The organism is Kineococcus aridisoli (assembly GCF_050871885.1).
In the GTDB taxonomy this organism is placed as follows: domain Bacteria; phylum Actinomycetota; class Actinomycetes; order Actinomycetales; family Kineococcaceae; genus Kineococcus.
Window position 1 is genome coordinate 105584 of the sequence record NZ_JBJLSF010000002.1, and the last position, 16159, is coordinate 121742.

At 75.6% G+C, this 16159-nt stretch carries 17 protein-coding genes; 6 read left to right on the forward strand and 11 right to left on the reverse strand.

Translation table 11 applies throughout. The annotated features are described in order from the left end of the window. Positions 1-20: 20 nt before the first annotated feature. The gene (locus tag ACRYM2_RS01235) at positions 21-353 is read right to left on the reverse strand and encodes a hypothetical protein (RefSeq protein WP_432519273.1); all 333 of its coding nucleotides are present in this window, start codon (positions 351-353) and stop codon (positions 21-23) included. Between the two features lie 99 nt (positions 354-452). Then, the gene (locus ACRYM2_RS01240; protein ID WP_432519274.1) at positions 453-1391 is read right to left on the reverse strand and encodes a LysR family transcriptional regulator; all 939 of its coding nucleotides are present in this window, start codon (positions 1389-1391) and stop codon (positions 453-455) included. Positions 1392-1463: 72 nt separating this feature from the next. Here ACRYM2_RS01240 and ACRYM2_RS01245 point away from each other — a divergent pair, with 72 nt between their 5' ends. Both ACRYM2_RS01245 and ACRYM2_RS01250 read left to right on the forward strand, forming a co-directional pair. After that, complete coding sequence (locus ACRYM2_RS01245) at positions 1464-2453, forward strand: DMT family transporter (protein WP_432519275.1); 990 nt, start codon at positions 1464-1466, stop codon at positions 2451-2453. A gap of 30 nt (positions 2454-2483) precedes the next feature. Beyond that, a complete protein-coding gene (locus tag ACRYM2_RS01250) occupies positions 2484-3128 on the forward strand; it encodes a dihydrofolate reductase family protein (protein ID WP_432519276.1) in 645 nt (214 codons plus the stop codon). A 31-nt stretch (positions 3129-3159) separates the two neighbouring features. Here ACRYM2_RS01250 and ACRYM2_RS01255 read toward each other — a convergent pair whose 3' ends face one another. From ACRYM2_RS01255 to ACRYM2_RS01285, 7 genes are all read right to left on the reverse strand, one after another. Continuing rightward, positions 3160-4764: a Na+/H+ antiporter gene (locus tag ACRYM2_RS01255; protein ID WP_432519277.1), complete on the reverse strand. Its 1605-nt coding sequence runs from the start codon at positions 4762-4764 to the stop codon at positions 3160-3162. Positions 4765-4830: 66 nt separating this feature from the next. Continuing rightward, positions 4831-6243 carry a Na+/H+ antiporter NhaA gene (gene nhaA, locus ACRYM2_RS01260; protein ID WP_432519278.1) on the reverse strand — a complete coding sequence of 471 codons (1413 nt, stop codon included), beginning with the start codon at positions 6241-6243 and terminating at the stop codon, positions 4831-4833. 78 nt (positions 6244-6321) lie between these two features. Next, positions 6322-7101, reverse strand: a complete 780-nt coding sequence (locus ACRYM2_RS01265; protein ID WP_432519279.1) for an SDR family oxidoreductase — start codon at positions 7099-7101, stop codon at positions 6322-6324. A gap of 63 nt (positions 7102-7164) precedes the next feature. Continuing rightward, complete coding sequence (locus ACRYM2_RS01270; RefSeq protein ID WP_432519280.1) at positions 7165-8025, reverse strand: SDR family NAD(P)-dependent oxidoreductase; 861 nt, start codon at positions 8023-8025, stop codon at positions 7165-7167. A gap of 180 nt (positions 8026-8205) precedes the next feature. Beyond that, positions 8206-9606, reverse strand: coding sequence for an amidohydrolase family protein (locus tag ACRYM2_RS01275; protein ID WP_432519281.1), 1401 nt, complete (start codon positions 9604-9606; stop codon positions 8206-8208). Between the two features lie 153 nt (positions 9607-9759). After that, positions 9760-10290 carry an MmyB family transcriptional regulator gene (locus ACRYM2_RS01280; protein WP_432519282.1) on the reverse strand — a complete coding sequence of 177 codons (531 nt, stop codon included), beginning with the start codon at positions 10288-10290 and terminating at the stop codon, positions 9760-9762. A gap of 41 nt (positions 10291-10331) precedes the next feature. Further along, positions 10332-11252, reverse strand: a complete 921-nt coding sequence (locus ACRYM2_RS01285) for a helix-turn-helix transcriptional regulator (protein ID WP_432519283.1) — start codon at positions 11250-11252, stop codon at positions 10332-10334. Positions 11253-11399: 147 nt separating this feature from the next. Between ACRYM2_RS01285 and ACRYM2_RS01290 the strand changes: the two genes are divergently transcribed. The 4 genes from ACRYM2_RS01290 (at position 11400) to ACRYM2_RS01305 (ending at position 13851) form a co-directional block, all read left to right on the forward strand. Continuing rightward, complete coding sequence (locus ACRYM2_RS01290; protein WP_432519284.1) at positions 11400-12014, forward strand: NADPH-dependent F420 reductase; 615 nt, start codon at positions 11400-11402, stop codon at positions 12012-12014. A 40-nt stretch (positions 12015-12054) separates the two neighbouring features. Then, a complete protein-coding gene (locus tag ACRYM2_RS01295) occupies positions 12055-13050 on the forward strand; it encodes an NADP-dependent oxidoreductase (RefSeq protein ID WP_432519285.1) in 996 nt (331 codons plus the stop codon). A gap of 145 nt (positions 13051-13195) precedes the next feature. Beyond that, entirely contained in the window at positions 13196-13474 is a 279-nt protein-coding gene (locus tag ACRYM2_RS01300; protein WP_432519286.1) for a hypothetical protein, read from the forward strand. Next, positions 13471-13851 (forward strand): GNAT family N-acetyltransferase, encoded by a 381-nt coding sequence (locus ACRYM2_RS01305; protein WP_432519287.1) that lies wholly within the window; start codon positions 13471-13473, stop codon positions 13849-13851. The genes ACRYM2_RS01300 and ACRYM2_RS01305 overlap by 4 nt, the downstream gene beginning before the upstream one ends. Positions 13852-13909: 58 nt before the next feature. On the opposite strand, the gene ACRYM2_RS01310 is transcribed toward ACRYM2_RS01305, so the two are convergent. Together ACRYM2_RS01310 and ACRYM2_RS01315 are read right to left on the reverse strand one after the other, a co-directional pair. Beyond that, the gene (locus ACRYM2_RS01310; RefSeq protein ID WP_432519288.1) at positions 13910-14758 is read right to left on the reverse strand and encodes a MerR family transcriptional regulator; all 849 of its coding nucleotides are present in this window, start codon (positions 14756-14758) and stop codon (positions 13910-13912) included. Between the two features lie 120 nt (positions 14759-14878). Beyond that, complete coding sequence (locus tag ACRYM2_RS01315; protein WP_432519289.1) at positions 14879-16144, reverse strand: serine hydrolase domain-containing protein; 1266 nt, start codon at positions 16142-16144, stop codon at positions 14879-14881. Between the last annotated feature and the right edge of the window lie 15 nt (positions 16145-16159).

Below are 16159 nucleotides of genomic sequence, written 5' to 3' on the forward strand. Positions count from 1 at the left end.
CGCGTCGCGCCGTGCGGTCCTCAGCCAGAACCCGAGCCGCTCCCGAACGGGAGGTGGGTGCAGACGAGGACGACGACGAGGGTGCCGGCGAGGAGGAGCAGGACCCCGGGCCGCACCGGCCTGCGCCGGGAGGCGAACCCGTGGACGACCTGGACCGCGCAGCAGCACCCGACGAGCAGCGCCCAGGCCAGCAGCGCCCAGCCGAGCAGCCAGGCGGTGATCGACAGCGCCTCGGCGCCGTCCGTCCTGAACCCCACGAGGTCGACGACGCCGAACGCGAGGGCCGCGGAGCCGGCCAGCGCGAGCGTGGCCACGGCTCCCGCCGTTCCGGAGGAGGACTCGCCCGCCTGCACGCGCCGAGCCTATGCGCGGAAACCCCCGCGCGGCAGTGGTCGGCGCGGGGAAGACCTCGGCGACGTCGGGCACGGGAGGCCACGGGTCGCGGCAGGGGTTCAGGAGCGCGGAGCGCCCGCTCGCTCGTCGAGCCGGTGGACCTGGGCCTCGACGGCGGCGAGGAAGGCGGTCAGGGCGGGAGTCGCGGGGACGTCGCGGGTGACGGCGACGAGGCGGCGCCCGACGACGGCCTCGGCGACGTCGCGGACGGCGAGGGTGGCGTCCGCGACGGGCAGGGCGAGGGCCGGGAGCAGTGCGACGGCTCCCGTGGTGCGGACGAGTTCGAGCTGGATCTCGGCGTCGCCGGCGCGGTGGCGCACGTCGGGTTCGTAGCCGCCCAGGGCGCGGCAGGTGCCGACGACCATGGCGTGGTGGCCGGTCCCCTCGGCGGAGGTGGCCCAGGCCTCCCCGTGCAGGGCGGCCAGGGGGACGGGTCCACCGTGCTGCGCCAGGGGGTGCGCCGCGGGCAGCACCAGCTCGAGGCGTTCCTCGTGCAGGGGTGCGAAGCGCAGGCCGGCGGGGCGGGGCCGGGGGTGGCCGTCGTACTCGTCGCTGATGACGAGGTCCACCGTGCCCGTGCGCAGGCCGGGCAGCGCCTGCTCCAGCTCCAGCTCGCTCACCTCCAGGCGCACCAGGGGGTGATCGGCCGTCGTGCGCGCCGCAGCCGGCACCAGCAGGCGACGGGTCGCCGACTGCAGACCGCCGGCGCGCACCGTGCCGCGGACCTCCTCGCCGAGGGCGGCCAGGTCCGTCGCGGCCGCTTCGGCTGCTGCGAGCAGGACGCGGGCGTGCCGGGCGAGCAGGTGCCCGGCGTCGGTCAACCGCACCCCGCGGCCGGCCTTCTCCAGCAGCGCCGTCCCGACCTCCCTCTCCAGCACGCTCAACTGCTGGGAGACCGCCGAGGGGCTGTAGCCCAGGGTGGCGGCGACGGCACCGAGCGTGCCGCGCTCCTCCAGCTCCCGCAGGAGGCGCAAACGGCGCAGATCGAACACGACCATCCAGGAACACTAAACGTTCGACCCCAGGTATCGTCACTGGACCTGGTGGTTGCCGCTGTCGATCCTGGGGTCGTGGGTCCCGCGCTGTGCTTGGTCTCCGCCGCGTGCTTCGGCGCGATGGCGGTCTTCGGCAAGCTCGCCTACGAGGCCGGTGTCGCCCCCGGCGCCCTGCTCCTGGTGCGCTTCGGCCTGGCCGCCGTCCTGCTGGCGGCGCTGCTGCTCGTGCGGCCCGCGCTGCGCCACCCGCCGCCCCCGGCACCGGACCGGCGGACCCCTGCCGTGGTGCGGGCCCGGCCGGGCCCGGCTGCCGTGGTCACGGCCGTCGGCCTGGGGGCCGTCGGCTACGCCACCCAGGCGAGCCTGTACTTCGCGGCCCTGGAACTCGTGGACGCCGCGCTGCTGTCGCTGATCTTCTACACCCACCCCTCGCTGGTCACCGTGACCGCGGTCCTGCTCGGTCGTGACCGCCTGACGCCGAGGCGCTGCGCGGCGCTGGTGGTCGCCTCCGGCGGGACGCTGCTCGTCCTGCTCGGGTCCGGCGGTGCGGGCTCCTCCCCCCTCGGTGCGCTGCTGGCCTTCGGCTCGGCGCTCACGTACACCGCCTACGTCCTCGTCGCCGACGTCCTCGTGCGGCGCACCGCGCCGGTGGTGCTGTCCGTGCTGGTGATGGCCGGTGCCGCCGCCGCGCTGGCCGTGCGCGCGGCGGTCACCGGCGGGGTGGATCTCGGCTTCGGCTGGAGGGGGTGGTGGTGGCTGGTGTGCATCGCGGTCGTGTCCACCGTCGTGGCGGTGCTCGCGTTCTTCGCCGGCCTGCGACGGACCGGACCCTCGACCGCGGTGATCCTGTCCACCTTCGAGCCGGTCGTCACCACCGCGTCGGCCGCCCTCGCGTTGCAGGAGTTCCCGGGCCCCGTCCAGCTCACCGGCGGCCTGCTCGTCCTGTCCGCCGTCGCCGTCCTGCAGCTCCGGCCCGCGCGGGAAGGCGACCGGGGTCACGACCTGCGGTGGAGCCGGCGCCGTCGCGGCGATGAGTCCTCCGCCGTGCACGGGTCCACCCGCTGAACGAGACGACCGACGCACCGGGAGCAGAGCATGGGCCTCGTCCACATCGAGCTGTTCACCACCCTCGACCTGGTCGGGCAAGCGCCCGGCGGCCCCGGGGAGGACCCCGGGGGCTTCCGCTTCGGCGGCTGGCAGGCGCCGCTGCTGGACGAGGTCTCCGGGGCGCAGGTCGCCGCCGCCTACGAGGGCACCGACGCCCTCCTGCTCGGCCGGCGCACCTACGACATCTTCGCGGCCCACTGGCCGCACCAGCGGGGCGGGCAGGACGGCGGCATCGCCGCGCTGTTCAACGGCGTCCCGAAGTACGTCGCCTCGCGCGGCAGGCCGCGGCTGCCCTGGGCCGGCTCCACGCAGCTGGGCGCCGACCTGGCCGGTGCGGTGCGGCAGGTGCGGGAGCGGCACGAGCACGTCAGGGTCGTCGGGAGCCTGGACCTGGTGCAGACCCTGCTGCGCGAGAGGCTGTTCGACCGCCTCGACCTGTGGGTGCACCCGATCGTGCTCGGTGAGGGGAAGCGGGTGTTCGCCGCCGGCGCGGTGCCCACGAACCTCGCGCTGCTCGAACCACCCGCGGCCGGTCCCCGCGGCACCGTGCTGCTGCGCTACGCCCTCGCCGCGGGCACGCCCGCGACGGGGACCATGAGCGCGCCCGGCCGCGGGACCGGCCGGGGAGGCTGACTCCGCGTCCTCCGCGGCGTCCCGGTGCGGTTCACGACGTCCTCCCGGGCCGGTGCCGCGCGAGGGCGGGGGCAGGCCGCGCCGCGGCGTGCGGGAGCTCGCTGCCGGTCACGAGGAGCGCCTCCTCCAGGTCCAGGCGCTCCTGCAGGCGCCACATCTGGGTGTCCTCCAGCTCCCCGCGCCGCACCAGCGAGGCCAGCACCTCCCGCTCGCGCTGCAGGGCGGCGCGGCGCAGCCGCACCAGCCGCTCCCGGTCGGCCCGCTCGAGGCCGTCGTGCGCGTGCCGGCGCAGGTGCTCGACCGGGAGGCGGGCGCCGGGGTCGCGCTCGAGGGTCCGCTGCAGGTGCTCGTCGGCGGCCGCGTCCAGCGTCCGCACCGCCCTGGCCAGCGCGGTGGCCTCCTCGTCCTGGCCCCCGTCCGCGTGCGCCCAGCGGATCACCAGCGGCAGCGTCGCCCCCTGCACCAGCAGGGTGGCCCCGACGACGACGAAGGTGAGCACGAGGACCGCGTCCCGGCCGGGGAACGGTCCGCCCTCCAGGCCGACCGGCACCGACAGCGCCGCGGCCAGCGAGACGCCGCCCCGCATGCCCGACCAGGCGGCCACCAGCCGCAGCCGCCAGGGGATCCGCAGCTCGCGCTGCACCGGGCGGCGGTCCAGCGCCCGCACCAGCCAGGCGGTGGCGAACAGCCACGCCACCCGCACCGCCATCAGCAGCGCGGCCAGCAGCAGGCCCTGCCCGACCAGGGCGCCGGCCCGGCCGGCGTCGACGGCCGGGGAGTCGAAGACCGAGCGCGCCTCCAGCCCGACGAGGACGAACAGGGCACCGTTGACCAGCCAGGAGGTCGTCTCCCAGAAGGCGTGCACCTGCAGGCGCCCGGAGGCGGGCACCGCCTGGCGTGCACTGCGGCTGATGCCCAGGGCGCAGACGACGACGGCGACCACGCCCGAGGCGTGCACGGCCTCGGCCAGCACCGAGGCGGCGAAGGGTTCGGCCACCGAGACGGCCGCGAGCACCAGGGGGTCCTGGCTGCGGCGCACCGCCAGCAGACCGGCGGCGGCGACCAGGGCGCCGACGGCGGTGCCGCCGGCGTAGGCCCAGGCCAGCTCGCCGGCGGCGGAGGCGGCGCTGACGTGCGCGCCCTGGGCGGCGGAGATCGCGATGCCCAGGAGCACCAGCGCGGTGCCGTCGTTGATGAGGGATTCCCCGCGCAGGATGGTCATCAGCCGCAGCGGCAGCGCCCTGGCGTAGGCGGCCACCGCGCTGGCGTCGGTGGGGGCGAGCACCGCCCCGAGGATCCAGGCGGCGGTCCAGCCCAGGCCCAGGGCGTGGGCGGTGACCGCGACGACGGCGGCGGTCGCGACGACCAGCGGCACGGCGGTCAGCACGATGGCGCGCCGGTAGCGCCAGGCGTGCTGCACGGAGGTGGTGTAGCCCTCCCAGTACAGGATGACGGGCAGCAGCACCAGCAGCACGAACTCCGGTTCCAGGTGCACCTGGCCGCCCAGCGGCGCGACCGCCAGGGCGCAACCGAGCAGGAACAGCACGGAGGGCGCCGGCAGGTGGACGCGCCGGGCCATCGCCGGTGCCAGGGCGACCAGGGCGGTGGTGAGCACGAGCAGCACGTGGGTGGACACGATCACTCCGGAGGGTGCGAGGTGGTGGCGCGGGCGACGGTGGAGGAGGCGGCGGAGCGGGTCAGCTCACCTGGCCGTCAGGGATCCCTGGTGGACGTCGGGGATGCCGTCGGCGTCGGCGTCGACCTGCTCGGCCTCGTGCAGGCGGCGGTAGGTGTGGTTGCGCGCGCGCAGCACGAGGGTCGCCGCGGTGGCGGCCAGCAGGGAACCGGTCAGCACCGCGACCTTGACGTGCTCATCGCGTTCGCTGCCGGCGCCGAAGGCCAGTTCCCCGATGAGCAGCGAGACGGTGAAACCGATGCCCGCGAGCAGGGAGGCGCCCAGCACGTCCCACCACGACAGGCTGGGATCCAGGCGGGCGCGGGTGAAGCGCGCCACCAGCGCGGTCGCGCCCAGGATGCCGATCGTCTTGCCCACCACCAGGGCGGCGACGATGCCCAGCGCGACGCGGTCCTGCAAGGAGGTGGCCAGGCCGCTGAGGCCGCCGACGGTGACACCGGCGGAGAAGAAGGCGAAGACGGGGACGGCCACACCGGCCGAGACCGGCCGCCACACGTGCTCGAAGTGCTCGGCCATCCCGTGCCCGGTTCCGTGCCCGGTTCCCTGCCCGGCCTGCTGGTGACCGCTGGCAGTCGCGTCGGCCGATCGCGCTCCCAGGACGGGGACGGCGAAGCCGAGCAGGACACCGGCGACGGTGGCGTGGATGCCGGAGGCGTGCATCAGCGTCCAGGCGGTCAGGGCCAGCGGGATCAGCAGCCACGGGGAGCGGATCCGCTTCTGCACCAGCAACCCGAAGAGGGCGATGACGCCCAGCGCGCCCAGCAGCGGCGCCAGGGCCAGGGTGTCGGTGTAGAAGAGGGCGATGATGGTGATGGCCAGCAGGTCGTCGACCACGGCCAGGGTGAGCAGGAAGGTGCGCAGCGCGGTGGGCAGGTGGGTGCTGATGACGGCCAGCACCGCCACCGCGAAGGCGATGTCGGTGGCGGTGGGGATGGCCCAGCCGCGCAGCGCCCCACTACCGCCGTCGCCGTCGTCGCCGCCGCTGTTCCAGTTGAGGATGACGTAGAGCAGGGCGGGTGCGGCCATGCCGCCGACGGCGGCCACGACGGGGACCAGGGCGCGGTGTGGATCGCGCAGGTCGCCGGCGACGAACTCGCGCTTGAGTTCCAGGCCGGCGATGAAGAAGAAGATGGCCAGCAGCCCGTCGGCGGCCCACTGGCCCAGGGTGAGGTGCAGGTGCAGGGCGTGGGGGCCGATGGCGGTGTCGCGCAGCCGGGTGTAGGCGTCGGCCCAGGGGGAGTTGGCCCAGACGAGGGCGATGAGGGTGCCCAGCAGCAGCAGGGCGCCGCCGACGGTTTCCTTGCGCAGGACGCTGCTGATGCGCCGGGTCTCCGGCCACGAACCCCGGGCGAACAGCCGGGCGAGTCGCGGGGCGCGGTGTCCCCGCGGGTGCGGGGGTGGTGTCGGGGGCGTGGTCATCACCGGTACCTGCCTTCGGGAGGGGGTTCGCTGGTGGTCGGGTCCACTGCTCGGTGAGCGGTTCGGCGAGCCGGTCGTTCAGATCGCCTGGCCGGTGGGCAGGATCGTGATCTCGGTGAGGTTCACGTACCGGGGCACCGATGCCACGAAGGCGACCGTCTCGGCCACGTCGGCGGGCTGCAGGCAGTCGATCTGCTGCAGCAGGTCGGCCATCAGGCGGCTGGCGTCGGGGTCGGTGACGTGGTCGGGCAGTTCGGTGTCGACCATGCCCGGCTCGACGGTGGCGACCCGCACGCCCTTGCGGCCCAGTTCGGTGCGCAGCAGCCGGGTGAGGTGGCTGATGTAGGCCTTGGTGCCGGAGTAGACGGAGAACTTCTCCAGCACGCGGGTGGCGGCGATGGAGGAGGTCGTGATGAGGTCCGCGGGGCGGCCCTCGGTGGCGGCGGCCTCCAGCGAGCGCACGAACACCTCGATGGTGTTCATGACGCCCTTGACGTTCAGGTCGATCTGGGCGTTCCAGTCGGCCACCTGCAGCGCGCCGATCTCGGAGACCAGCTGCACACCGGCGTTGGCGAAGACGAGGTCGACCCCGCCCCACTCGCGCTCGACCGCCTCGGCGGCCGCGGCCAGCTGCTCGCGGGAGGTCACGTCGGTGGGCAGGACCAGCACGTTGCCGCCGGCAGCGCTGATGCGTTCGGCGAGCGCGTCGAGGCGGTCCTTGCGCCGGGCCAGGACGGCGACCCTGGCGCCGAGGGCGGCCAGGCGCTCGGCGGTGGCTTCGCCGATGCCGCTGGAGGCGCCGGTGACCACGGCGGTGCGGCCCTGCAGGGTGCCGGTGGTGAGGACTTCTGCGGACACGGTGTTCTCCTTCTCCGGTGTGGTGGTCGGTGCGCTGATCGGTGTGGCGGGAGGGCGCCGGGTTCAGGCGCCGGCGAGGGCGTCGTCGTGGGCGTCGTCGTGGGCGGTGGCCACCGACTTGCTGCGCCAGGCGGCGATGTCGCTCTGCGCGCGCTCGATGAGCGCCTCGCGGCGCTCGATGGAGTCCGCGCCCAGGTACAGGTGCGAGGGCAGGTCCCCGCCGGCGACGACGTCGCGGATCAGCTGCGCACCCTTGACGGGGTCGCCCAGCTGGGTGTGGTTGGCCTGCGCGCTCCAGTCCAGCGTGACGTGCGCGGGGGTGCCGTCGTAGTCGGCGATGCGCTGGGCCGGCAGGGACAGCGAGGTGGCGTCGAGGAAGTCGGTGCGGAAGACGCCCGGTTCGACGACCATCGACCGGATGCCGAACGGCGCCAGTTCCGCGGCCAGGGCCTCGCTGATGCCGGCGACGGCGAACTTGGAGGCGCTGTAGAGGCCGACGCCCGGCTCGCCCTCGAAACCCGAGCGGGAGCCGATGTGCACCAGCGTGCCCGAACGCCGGCGGCGCATCACGGGCAGCACCGCCCGCGTCAGGGCCAGCAGCCCGAAGACGTTGAGGTCGAACAGGGAGCGCGCCTCGGCGTCGCCGACCTCCTCGACCGCTCCCAGCAGCCCCCGGCCGGCGTTGTTGACCAGGACGTCGATGCCGCCGAAGCGGTCCACGGCCGCCTGCACCACGGCGGGGATGCTCGCGTGGTCGGTGACGTCCAGCGCCAGCGGCAGCAGGTGCTCGGAGGCGGTCAGGTCCTCGGGCAGGTGCTGCACGTCGCGGGCGGTCAGGACGACGTCGTCGCCGCCGCGCAGCGCGGCGCGGGCGATCTCCGCTCCCAGTCCGCGGGAGGCTCCGCTGATCAGCCAGGTGGTCATGTCCAGGTTCCTTCCGTGCTCGTGGCCCTGCTCAGGGCATCGGTGTCCGGGGTGGCCGTCGTGCGGCTCGCGCCGGCGACCTGCTCCCAGGTTGTCCCGGGGGCGCCGGGTCGACCAGGCCGTGGCACGGCCACCCGTTCGAGGTGCGGCAGCGCCGCGGCCGGCGCACGGCCCGGCCGGTCACCGACGCCCGGCGCGCCGCAGGACGGCGTCGCGGGAGGCGACCACGTCGGCCTCCAGGGCGCGCACGTCCACGCCCAGCAGCTGCCCGGCCCACTTGCGCGGCGTCCCGGCGATGAGCACGCCCTGGACGTTGCGCGCGTCCACCGACAGCACCAGGGTCCCGACGGGGTCGTTGACCGGCATCGTGTTGACCGCCCGCCCGTCCACGACGAGGAGGTCGGCCTGCTTGCCGGCGCGCAGCGACCCGGTGACCTCGCCCAGGCCGTTGGTGCGGGCACCCTCGATCGTGGCGAAGTCGAGGACGTCCTGGACGCCGATGCGCTGCGGCACCCGGTCGGTGCCGTAGGCGCCCTCGACGGCGCGCATGCGCTGGATGGCGAGCAGGGCCCGCATCTGCGTGCTCATGTCGCTGGCCAGCGCCACCTCGACGTCGATGCTCAGGCCCGGGCGGATGCCCACGGCCAGCGCCTCGTCGACGGCGGGGACCGCGTTCTCCAGGCCGATCTGCGCCTCGGAGGTGGGGGCGGTGGACACCGTGGTGCCGGTGTCGGCCATGGCCCGCCAGGCCTGCTGGTCCAGTCCGTTGCAGTGGATGAGGGTGACCTCCGGCGACAGCAGACCGGCCTCCGCCCAGGCGAGCACGGCCCGCGAGCCGGAGGCGCCGAAGACGGCGTCGACGCTGACGCCGATGCCGAGCTCGCGCGCGACCTGCGCCAGCTGCGGGCCGTAGGCCGGCTCCGGGCCGGCGATCTCGTCGGTGGCCAGGGCGGCCAGGCGCAGGGTGAGCAGCTGGTCGTCGGTGCGGAAGAACTGCTCGCGCAGGCGGTGCAGGTCCTTGGGCCAGTGCCCGTCCCAGGCGCCGAAGTGCGGGCGCATCGAGGCGTGGACCCCGCGGATCCCGGTGTCCAGCAACGCCTGCACGCCTGCGTCGGAGTGCGCGGCGCTGCGCGCGTTGTGGGCGAAGTCGAGCATGCAGGTGATGCCGCTGTCGATGGCGGTCAGGGCGGCGAGCCTGGTGCCGAGGTGGACGTCCTCGGGCTGGTAGGCCGGGGCGATGCCGACCAGGGTCGAGGTGACGTACTGGCCGAGGTCGTCGACGTCCGGCATGAGCTGGCGCAGCTGCGCCTCCCAGGCGTGTCGGTGGGTGTCGACGAACCCGGGGGAGAGCAGGTGCCCGCCGGCGTCGAGGACGAGGGTGTCCTCGCTGCGCGGCAGGGTGCCGACCTGCCCGACGCCCTCGATGCGGGTGCCCCGCACGAGCAGTTCACCGGGGGAGAGGACCCCCACCGCGGGGTCCTGGGTGACGACGACGGCGCCGGTCAGCAGCAGCGGGCGCTCGGCGGGCCGCTGCAGCAGCAGTTCGCGGGCCTGCGGGGAGTCGATCGCGACGGTGGTCATGGTGGTGTTCCTCCTGCGGGTTCGCGGTGGGGCCCGGTCGGAGCGTTCGCGGGCCTGGCAGGAGGTTGCGCTGAGCCGGCGGGGCGAACCAGGGTGCGATGGGGCCAGCCGCGGGCTCCGGGCACGGGCGGGACCACCGCGCGGGGGCCCTCCTCAGATCAGGTCCAGCAGCGCCATCACCTGCGCCGCAGGGCTGTCCGCGGGCGCCTGGACACGCTCCAGCCAGGAACCGTCCGCCGCGCGGCTCACGAAGCGGTCGACGGTGATCGCTCCCAGGTCGGGGTGGTGCACCGGGCAGGAGGTGCGCGTGCGGTACCTGACGTGCAAGCCCGACCACAGGCGGCGGAACTGCGGGCTGCGCGTCCGCAGGTCCTCGACGACGCTGCCCCAGCGCTCGACGGACCCGGTGGTGGGTTCGGCGGCCCCGCGCGCGCCCGGTCGGCCGGCGCTTCCCGCGGCGCGCGGATCGCCGCCGCGCAGCAGCGCCACCACGGCGACCTGCACCTGCTCGTGGTCGAGGAAGAACCAGCCGGCCGCCGGTTCCAGGAAGACGGCGTGGGCCAGGTTGCCGACCTCGCCCAGGGGCGCGTGCAGGCGCTGCCAGCGCGGGTCGGCGCCGACGACGTCGAGGGCGCGGTTCAGCGCCGCCGAGGCGCTCGGCGGGTGGGGCGGTTCAGCACACACCTGCCACGGTAGGCAGCCGCCCGTGCCCGCGCCTGGGTGCGCTACTGCTCCCCAGCGACCTCCAGCGCCGTCCCCGGCCGCCCGAGGTCCTCGCCGGTGCCGCCGCTCGGGCTGCTCGAGGCGCCGGTGCCCGCGGCGCGCAGGGAGGCCGTGTCCGCCGCGGCCAGCGCGCGCAGGCGCCGGCCGCTGGCGCCGGCGGGGTCGGCCCGGTAGACGACCAGCTGGTGACCCGGCATCGCCGAGACCTCGAGCGCGTCGAACCGGACGGTGATCGCACCGACCGCGGGGTGGAACAGCTCCTTGCTGTCGTGCGTCTTGGGCTGGACCTCGTGCGCCGACCACAGCCGCGCGAAGGCGTCGCTGCCGGCGCGCAGCGTCGCGACCAGCTCCTCGCGGCGGGTGGCGCCGACGTGGACGTCGGCCGTGGCCCGCAGGTTCGCCACGCAGCTGCTCGCGGCGCGCTGCCAGTCGGTGTAGAACACCGGGCCGGCCGGGTCCAGGAACACCATCGAGGCGAGGTTCGCCGTGGAGCGGAACGGGGTGAAGAGCTTGCGCGCCAGCGAGTTCATCTCGAGGACGTCGAGGATCGGGTCCAGCACGAAGCAGGCCGCGTCGGGCCAGGCGTCCATCAGCTCCACGAGCGGGGAGCCCACGGGCGCCCGCGCCGCCGGCAGCGGTGGTGTCCACAGCAGGTGCGCCAGGGAGTAGGCGTGCCGGCGCTCCTGCGGGCCCAGCCCGAACACGTGGGCGAGGGCGTCGATCACCTGCGCGGAAGGACGCGTCTCACGGCCCTGCTCCAGGCGGGTGTAGTAGTCCACGCTGACCCCGGCGAGGGAGGCGACCTCGTCGCGGCGCAGCCCAGGCACGCGGCGCGGTCCCAGCGAGCGCAGGCCGACGTCGTCGGCCGAGGTGGCGGCACGCTTGGCGCGCAGGAAGCTGCCGAGCTCGTTCTGCTTCGCCATGACTGCGGAGGATAGGCCGACCTCACCGTCGTGGCAACGGGCGCGTCCTCGCCGCCGGTGCCCGCAGCAGGGTAGGAGTCCGGGGGCCTCCCACCCGCTCCGGAGGGTCGGCAGACTGCGGTTCCAACGAACCGGAGGGGGGACGTCGTGCGGATCGCGGTGCTCGGTGCAGGCAGGGTCGGCTCCGCGCTGGCCCGCGGGTGGGCCCGCAGCGGCCACGAGGTGGTGCTGGGCGTGCGGGAGGGTTCCGGCCGCGACGGCGGTGACCTCCCGTCGGCCCCGCTGGCCGCAGCGGCCGCGGGCGCGCAGGTCGTCGTCAACGCGCTGCCCGGCGCCAGGAGCCTGGAACTGCTCCAGCAGCAGGTGGGTGCCGCGGCGCTGGAGGGGAAGGTGCTCGTCGACGTGGCCAACGCGGTCGACGAGCACTTCGAGCTGCTGCACCCCGAGGTCGGCCTGGGCGCGCTGGTGCAGCGCACCTTCCCCGCCGCGCGCGTGGTCAAGACGCTCAACACGGTGCCCGCCGCGGTGATGGTCGGGCCGGAGTCGCTGGGCGCGCCGAGCTCGGTGTTCCTGTCCGGTGACGACGCCGACGCCAAGCGGGTCACCGCGGGCCTGCTGACGGACCTGGGCTGGCAGCCGGAGACGCACGTCGACCTCGGCGGCATCGAGACCGCCCGGGCCAGCGAGCACTACCTGTTCCTGTCCCTGGCGCTGATGGGCGCGACCGGTTCCACGGCCTACAACGTCCGGGTCGTGCGGTGAACCGGCCCGTCGAGGGTTCCGCGACGGTCGCGGTGCGGGCGTGAGCGGCGCGGTGGCCGAGCCGGTGGTCTCGAGCCGGGCGGTGCGCTTCCGCCGCTACGGCGGACCCGAGGTGCTCGAGGTGGTCCGGGTCCCGCGCCCGTCCGCGCCACCCGGCGGCGTGGTGGTCGAGGTGGTCTCGGCGGCGCTCAACCCCGGTGAGATCGGCATCCGCGAGGGGGTGTTCGCCGACCTGTGGCCGGCCAGCTTCCCCGAGGGGCAGGGCAACGACTTCTCGGGTGTCGTCGCCGAGGTCGGGGAGGGTGTGCACGGGCTGGACGTGGGCGAGGCGGTGCTGGGTTTCAGCCCGCGCGCCGCGCAGGCGGAGTTCGTCCTCACCACTCCCGGGCGGCTGGCGCCGGTGCCCGCGGGCCTGGGGTGGGACGAGGCGGCCGGCATCGCCGGAGCCGGCGCCACCGCCTGGGCGGCCGTGCGCGCGGTGGACCCGCAGCCGGGGGAGACCGTGCTCGTGTCGGCGGCCGCCGGCGGGGTGGGCGTGGTGGCCACCCAGCTGGTGCTGCTGCGCGGTGCCCGCGTCGTCGGCACCGCGAGCGAGGCCAACGCCGGTTTCCTCACCTCCCTGGGGGCCGTGCCGGTGCGCTACGGGCCGGGCCTGCTGGAGCGCGTGCGCGCCGCCGCGCCGGCGGGCCTGGACGCCTGCGTGGACACCTTCGGACCGCCCGCCGTGGACGTCGCCCTGGCGCTGGGAGCGCCCCCGCACCGCATCAACACCATCGCCGACGGGCGGGCGGTGCAGCGCCACGGGGTGCACCACGAGGCGCAGGAGCAGGCGGACACCCCGAAGGTCTGGGCCGCGCTCGCGCAGCTGGTCGCGCAGGGCAGGATCAGCATCCCCGTCGCGGCCGCCTACCCGCTGGAGGCGGTGCAGGAGGCCTACCGCGACCTGGCCACCCGCCACGTGCGCGGCAAGCGCGTCCTGCACGTGGCCGCCGCCGCCCGGCGGGCGGAGCTGACCCGCGGCACCGGTGACGGGTAGCCCGCCCGGTCCGCCAGTGCACGGGGAACGACGACGGATCGTCCGGCAGGTGGCTGCCGGCGGGAGGAGAGACGATGGACGAGACGGTGGACGAGACGGTGGGCACGGTCGGGTTCGACGCCACCAGCGGCCCGCGGATCCCCGCGTGAGCGGGCTGTCGGAGGAGGCCCGGCGCGCGGCGGCCGAGCTGCACCTGGTCACCGAGGCCGTGCGCGCCCGCCACGAGCGCGCCGCCCAGCAGCGGCGTGCCCTCGTGGCCGCGCGCTGGGCGGAGGTGGTCGCCCGCGCCGACCGCGGTCCCGAGGAGCTGCAGGTCGAGATCGAGCACGCCCACGAGCACCTGCCTCCCGTGCAGGCGCACGAGGCCGCCGCCCTCGCCGACGCCGGCGGCGCCGGCGCCGACGGCGTCGGGCCGCGGTCGTGAGCGGCGCGGAGGGGGTCGCGGGCCCCGCGGCGACCGAGGTCGTCACCGAGGACGTCACCGAGGACGTCGTGGTGCGCGACGAGCCCGCCCGGCACCGCTACGAGGGGCGCATCGACGCCCAGCTGGCGGCGATCGCCGAGTACCTGTCCACCCGGCAGTTCCTGGTGTTCTCCCACACCGAGGTGCTGCCCGGTTTCGAGGGCCGGGGAGTGGCCACGGCGACCGTCCGCGGAGCGCTGGACGACGTGCGGCGGCGGGGGTTGCACGTGGTTCCGCTGTGCCCCTTCGTCGCCGCCTTCATCCGCCGCAACGCCGACCGGTACGCCGACCTCGTCTTCACCTCCTCCACCCCGGACTCGCTGGTGCCGGGCGATTGAGCCCCGGCCGGCTGCTCCGGGGCCGGGCGCGGCGCCTCGCCCCGGGGGCGGCTCGCGCCTACGCCCCCTCCGGCGAGCCGCCGGAGACGGGCGCGACGGGGATCTGCAGCTCGGTGACCCCGTTCGACGGGTCCTCGGGGCAGTAGTCCAGGTACACCTCCCCGCCGAGGCCGAGGGGCCGGTGGCCGCTGTCCTCGATCCAGCGCGCGAGGACCTGCCAGGTGGCGCCCACGCCGTCCATCGGGCCGTGGTGGACGATCGTGGCGACCCGCACCGCCGGCAGGTCGGTGACCTCCAGGCCCGCGCGGGCCTGCTGGCCCGCGTCCACCACGACGCCGGCGTGCACGCGGACCGCCTCGGCGTGCTCGCCGGCGTGCTCGTACCAGGAGACGCCCGGCCCGGCGGGGCGGATGCCCGCCTCCGCGAGCCTGCGGTGCAGCTCCCCGTACAGGGGCTGGATGACGGGGCCGATCTCGTCCGGCTCGAAGCTGGCGGCGACCGCGGACAGCTCCGCGACGCGCACCGGCTCGGTGTCCTTGACGACGACGTCCTGGGTTCCCACGGTGCCCTCCTCCTCGATGGTGCGGAGCCTCGCCTCCACCGCCCGCAGGCGGGCGGCGTCGGCCGCCACCTGCTCCGCCAGCTCCGCCCGCCGCAGCCGGAGCATCCCGTGCAGCTCCTGCACGCCGACCTCCTCGTCCAGGACGGTCCGGACCTGCTGGAGCGTGAGCCCGAGGTCCTTCAGGGCCAGGACGCGGTTGAGGCGGCCGAGCTGGGCGGCGCTGCAGGAGCGGTAGCCCGTGGCCGGGTCCACCGCCGCGGGCGGCAGCAGACCCAGGGCGTCGTAGTGGCGCAGCACGCGCACCGACACCCGGGCGGTGGTGGCGAACTCCCCGATGCTGAACATGGCACCTCCACCGTCCAGGCTGACACGGTGTGAGGGTCAAGGGGCGGGTTCCGGGCGGTGGTCACCGCTGCGGCGCGGCGATCGTCGTCGACGGCGTGCGAGGTTCTCCGCCGGCGCCGCTCAGCTGGTGAAGGCCGTGTCCACCAGCGCCAGCACGTCGGCAGCCGCCTGCTCGGGGTCCGGCACGGCGGCGGGCAGGGCGGTGACCGCGACGCCGACCGCCTGGCCGTCGTCGGTGGCGCCGCCGCGCGTCTCGTAGCCGGGGATGTCGCCGCCGTGCCCCCAGTACAGCCGTCCGTCGCTCAGCGGGGTGCTGAACAACCCCAGCCCGTAGCGCGCACCCTCCCAGGTGCCGGGCGCCTCGACCGTGGTCCGCATCTGGCGCAGCTGCTCCGGCGCCAGCAGGCGCCCGCCGAGCAGGGCCAGGTAGAACCGGTTGAGGTCGGCGAGGGTGGAGACGAGCCCGCCCGCCGACCACGCCCACGAGGGGTCCAGGTCGGTGATGTCGCGCTGCGGGGCGCCGGGGGCGTCGGCGTGGTAGCCGCGCGGGTGCTCGCCGGCGATGCCGCGCTCACCGGCGGCGGGGAAGGAGGTGTCGCGCAGCTGCAGGGGCGCGATGACGCGGCGGGTGACCTCCTCGGTGCAAGGGCGGCCGGTCACCCTCTGGATCAGCAGCCCGGCCAGCACGTAGTTGGTGTTGCAGTACTGCCACCGGGTGCCGGGGGCGTCGACGGCCGGCTGGCGCAGCGCGATGTCCAGCAGGTCGCGCGGGTCGCTGTACAGCTCGCGCACGGCGAAGAAGTCGCCGGCGAACGCGGTGGTGTACTCCGGCAGCCCGCTGGTGTGCTGCAGCAGCTGGCGCACGCTGACGGCGCGCCCGTCAACGCCCTGTCCGCGCACCAGGCCGGGCAGGTAGGTCTCGACGGGCGCGTCCAGCTGCACGCGCCCCTCACCGACCAGCTGCAGCACGGCGACCGCGGTGAACGTCTTGGTGGTGCTGCCCACCCGGACCCGCCCGCGGGCGGGGACCGGCGCGCCCGTGGACAGGTCCGCGACACCGGCGGTGAAGCGCCGCACGCGCCCGCCGGGCGTGCTCAGCGCGCCGAGCACGCCGGGGAAGCCGTCGGCGCGCACCAGGTGCTGCGCCGCGCGCCGCACGGCGGCCGGCACCCGGGCACCGCCGGGGTCCGCGGCCGTGGCCGGTCCGGCGGTGCGGACCCCGGCGGTGCCGGCCACGGCCAGCGAGGCCAGCCCGGCCAGCGCCAGCCGGCGGGAGGTCGGCGCGCCGGCTGCGACCGGTGCACCCGCGGAGGCGGTTCCCGTCGCCGCGGGCGCGGGCGCGGGCGCGGGAGAGGTGGAGGTGGAAGGGGTGGTCACGTCGGACACGGAGGACTCCTCGTC

Excerpts from the sequence above, each read along its gene's own strand:
- ACRYM2_RS01240 (WP_432519274.1), bottom strand. The coding sequence starts at position 1,391 with ATGGTCGTGTTCGATCTGCGCCGTTTGCGCCTCCTGCGGGAGCTGGAG.
- ACRYM2_RS01250 (WP_432519276.1), top strand. The coding sequence starts at position 2,484 with ATGGGCCTCGTCCACATCGAGCTGTTCACCACCCTCGACCTGGTCGGG.
- nhaA (WP_432519278.1), bottom strand. The coding sequence starts at position 6,243 with ATGACCACGCCCCCGACACCACCCCCGCACCCGCGGGGACACCGCGCC.
- ACRYM2_RS01270 (WP_432519280.1), bottom strand. The coding sequence starts at position 8,025 with ATGACCACCTGGCTGATCAGCGGAGCCTCCCGCGGACTGGGAGCGGAG.
- ACRYM2_RS01275 (WP_432519281.1), bottom strand. The coding sequence starts at position 9,606 with ATGACCACCGTCGCGATCGACTCCCCGCAGGCCCGCGAACTGCTGCTG.
- ACRYM2_RS01285 (WP_432519283.1), bottom strand. The coding sequence starts at position 11,252 with ATGGCGAAGCAGAACGAGCTCGGCAGCTTCCTGCGCGCCAAGCGTGCC.
- ACRYM2_RS01310 (WP_432519288.1), bottom strand. The coding sequence starts at position 14,758 with ATGTTCAGCATCGGGGAGTTCGCCACCACCGCCCGGGTGTCGGTGCGC.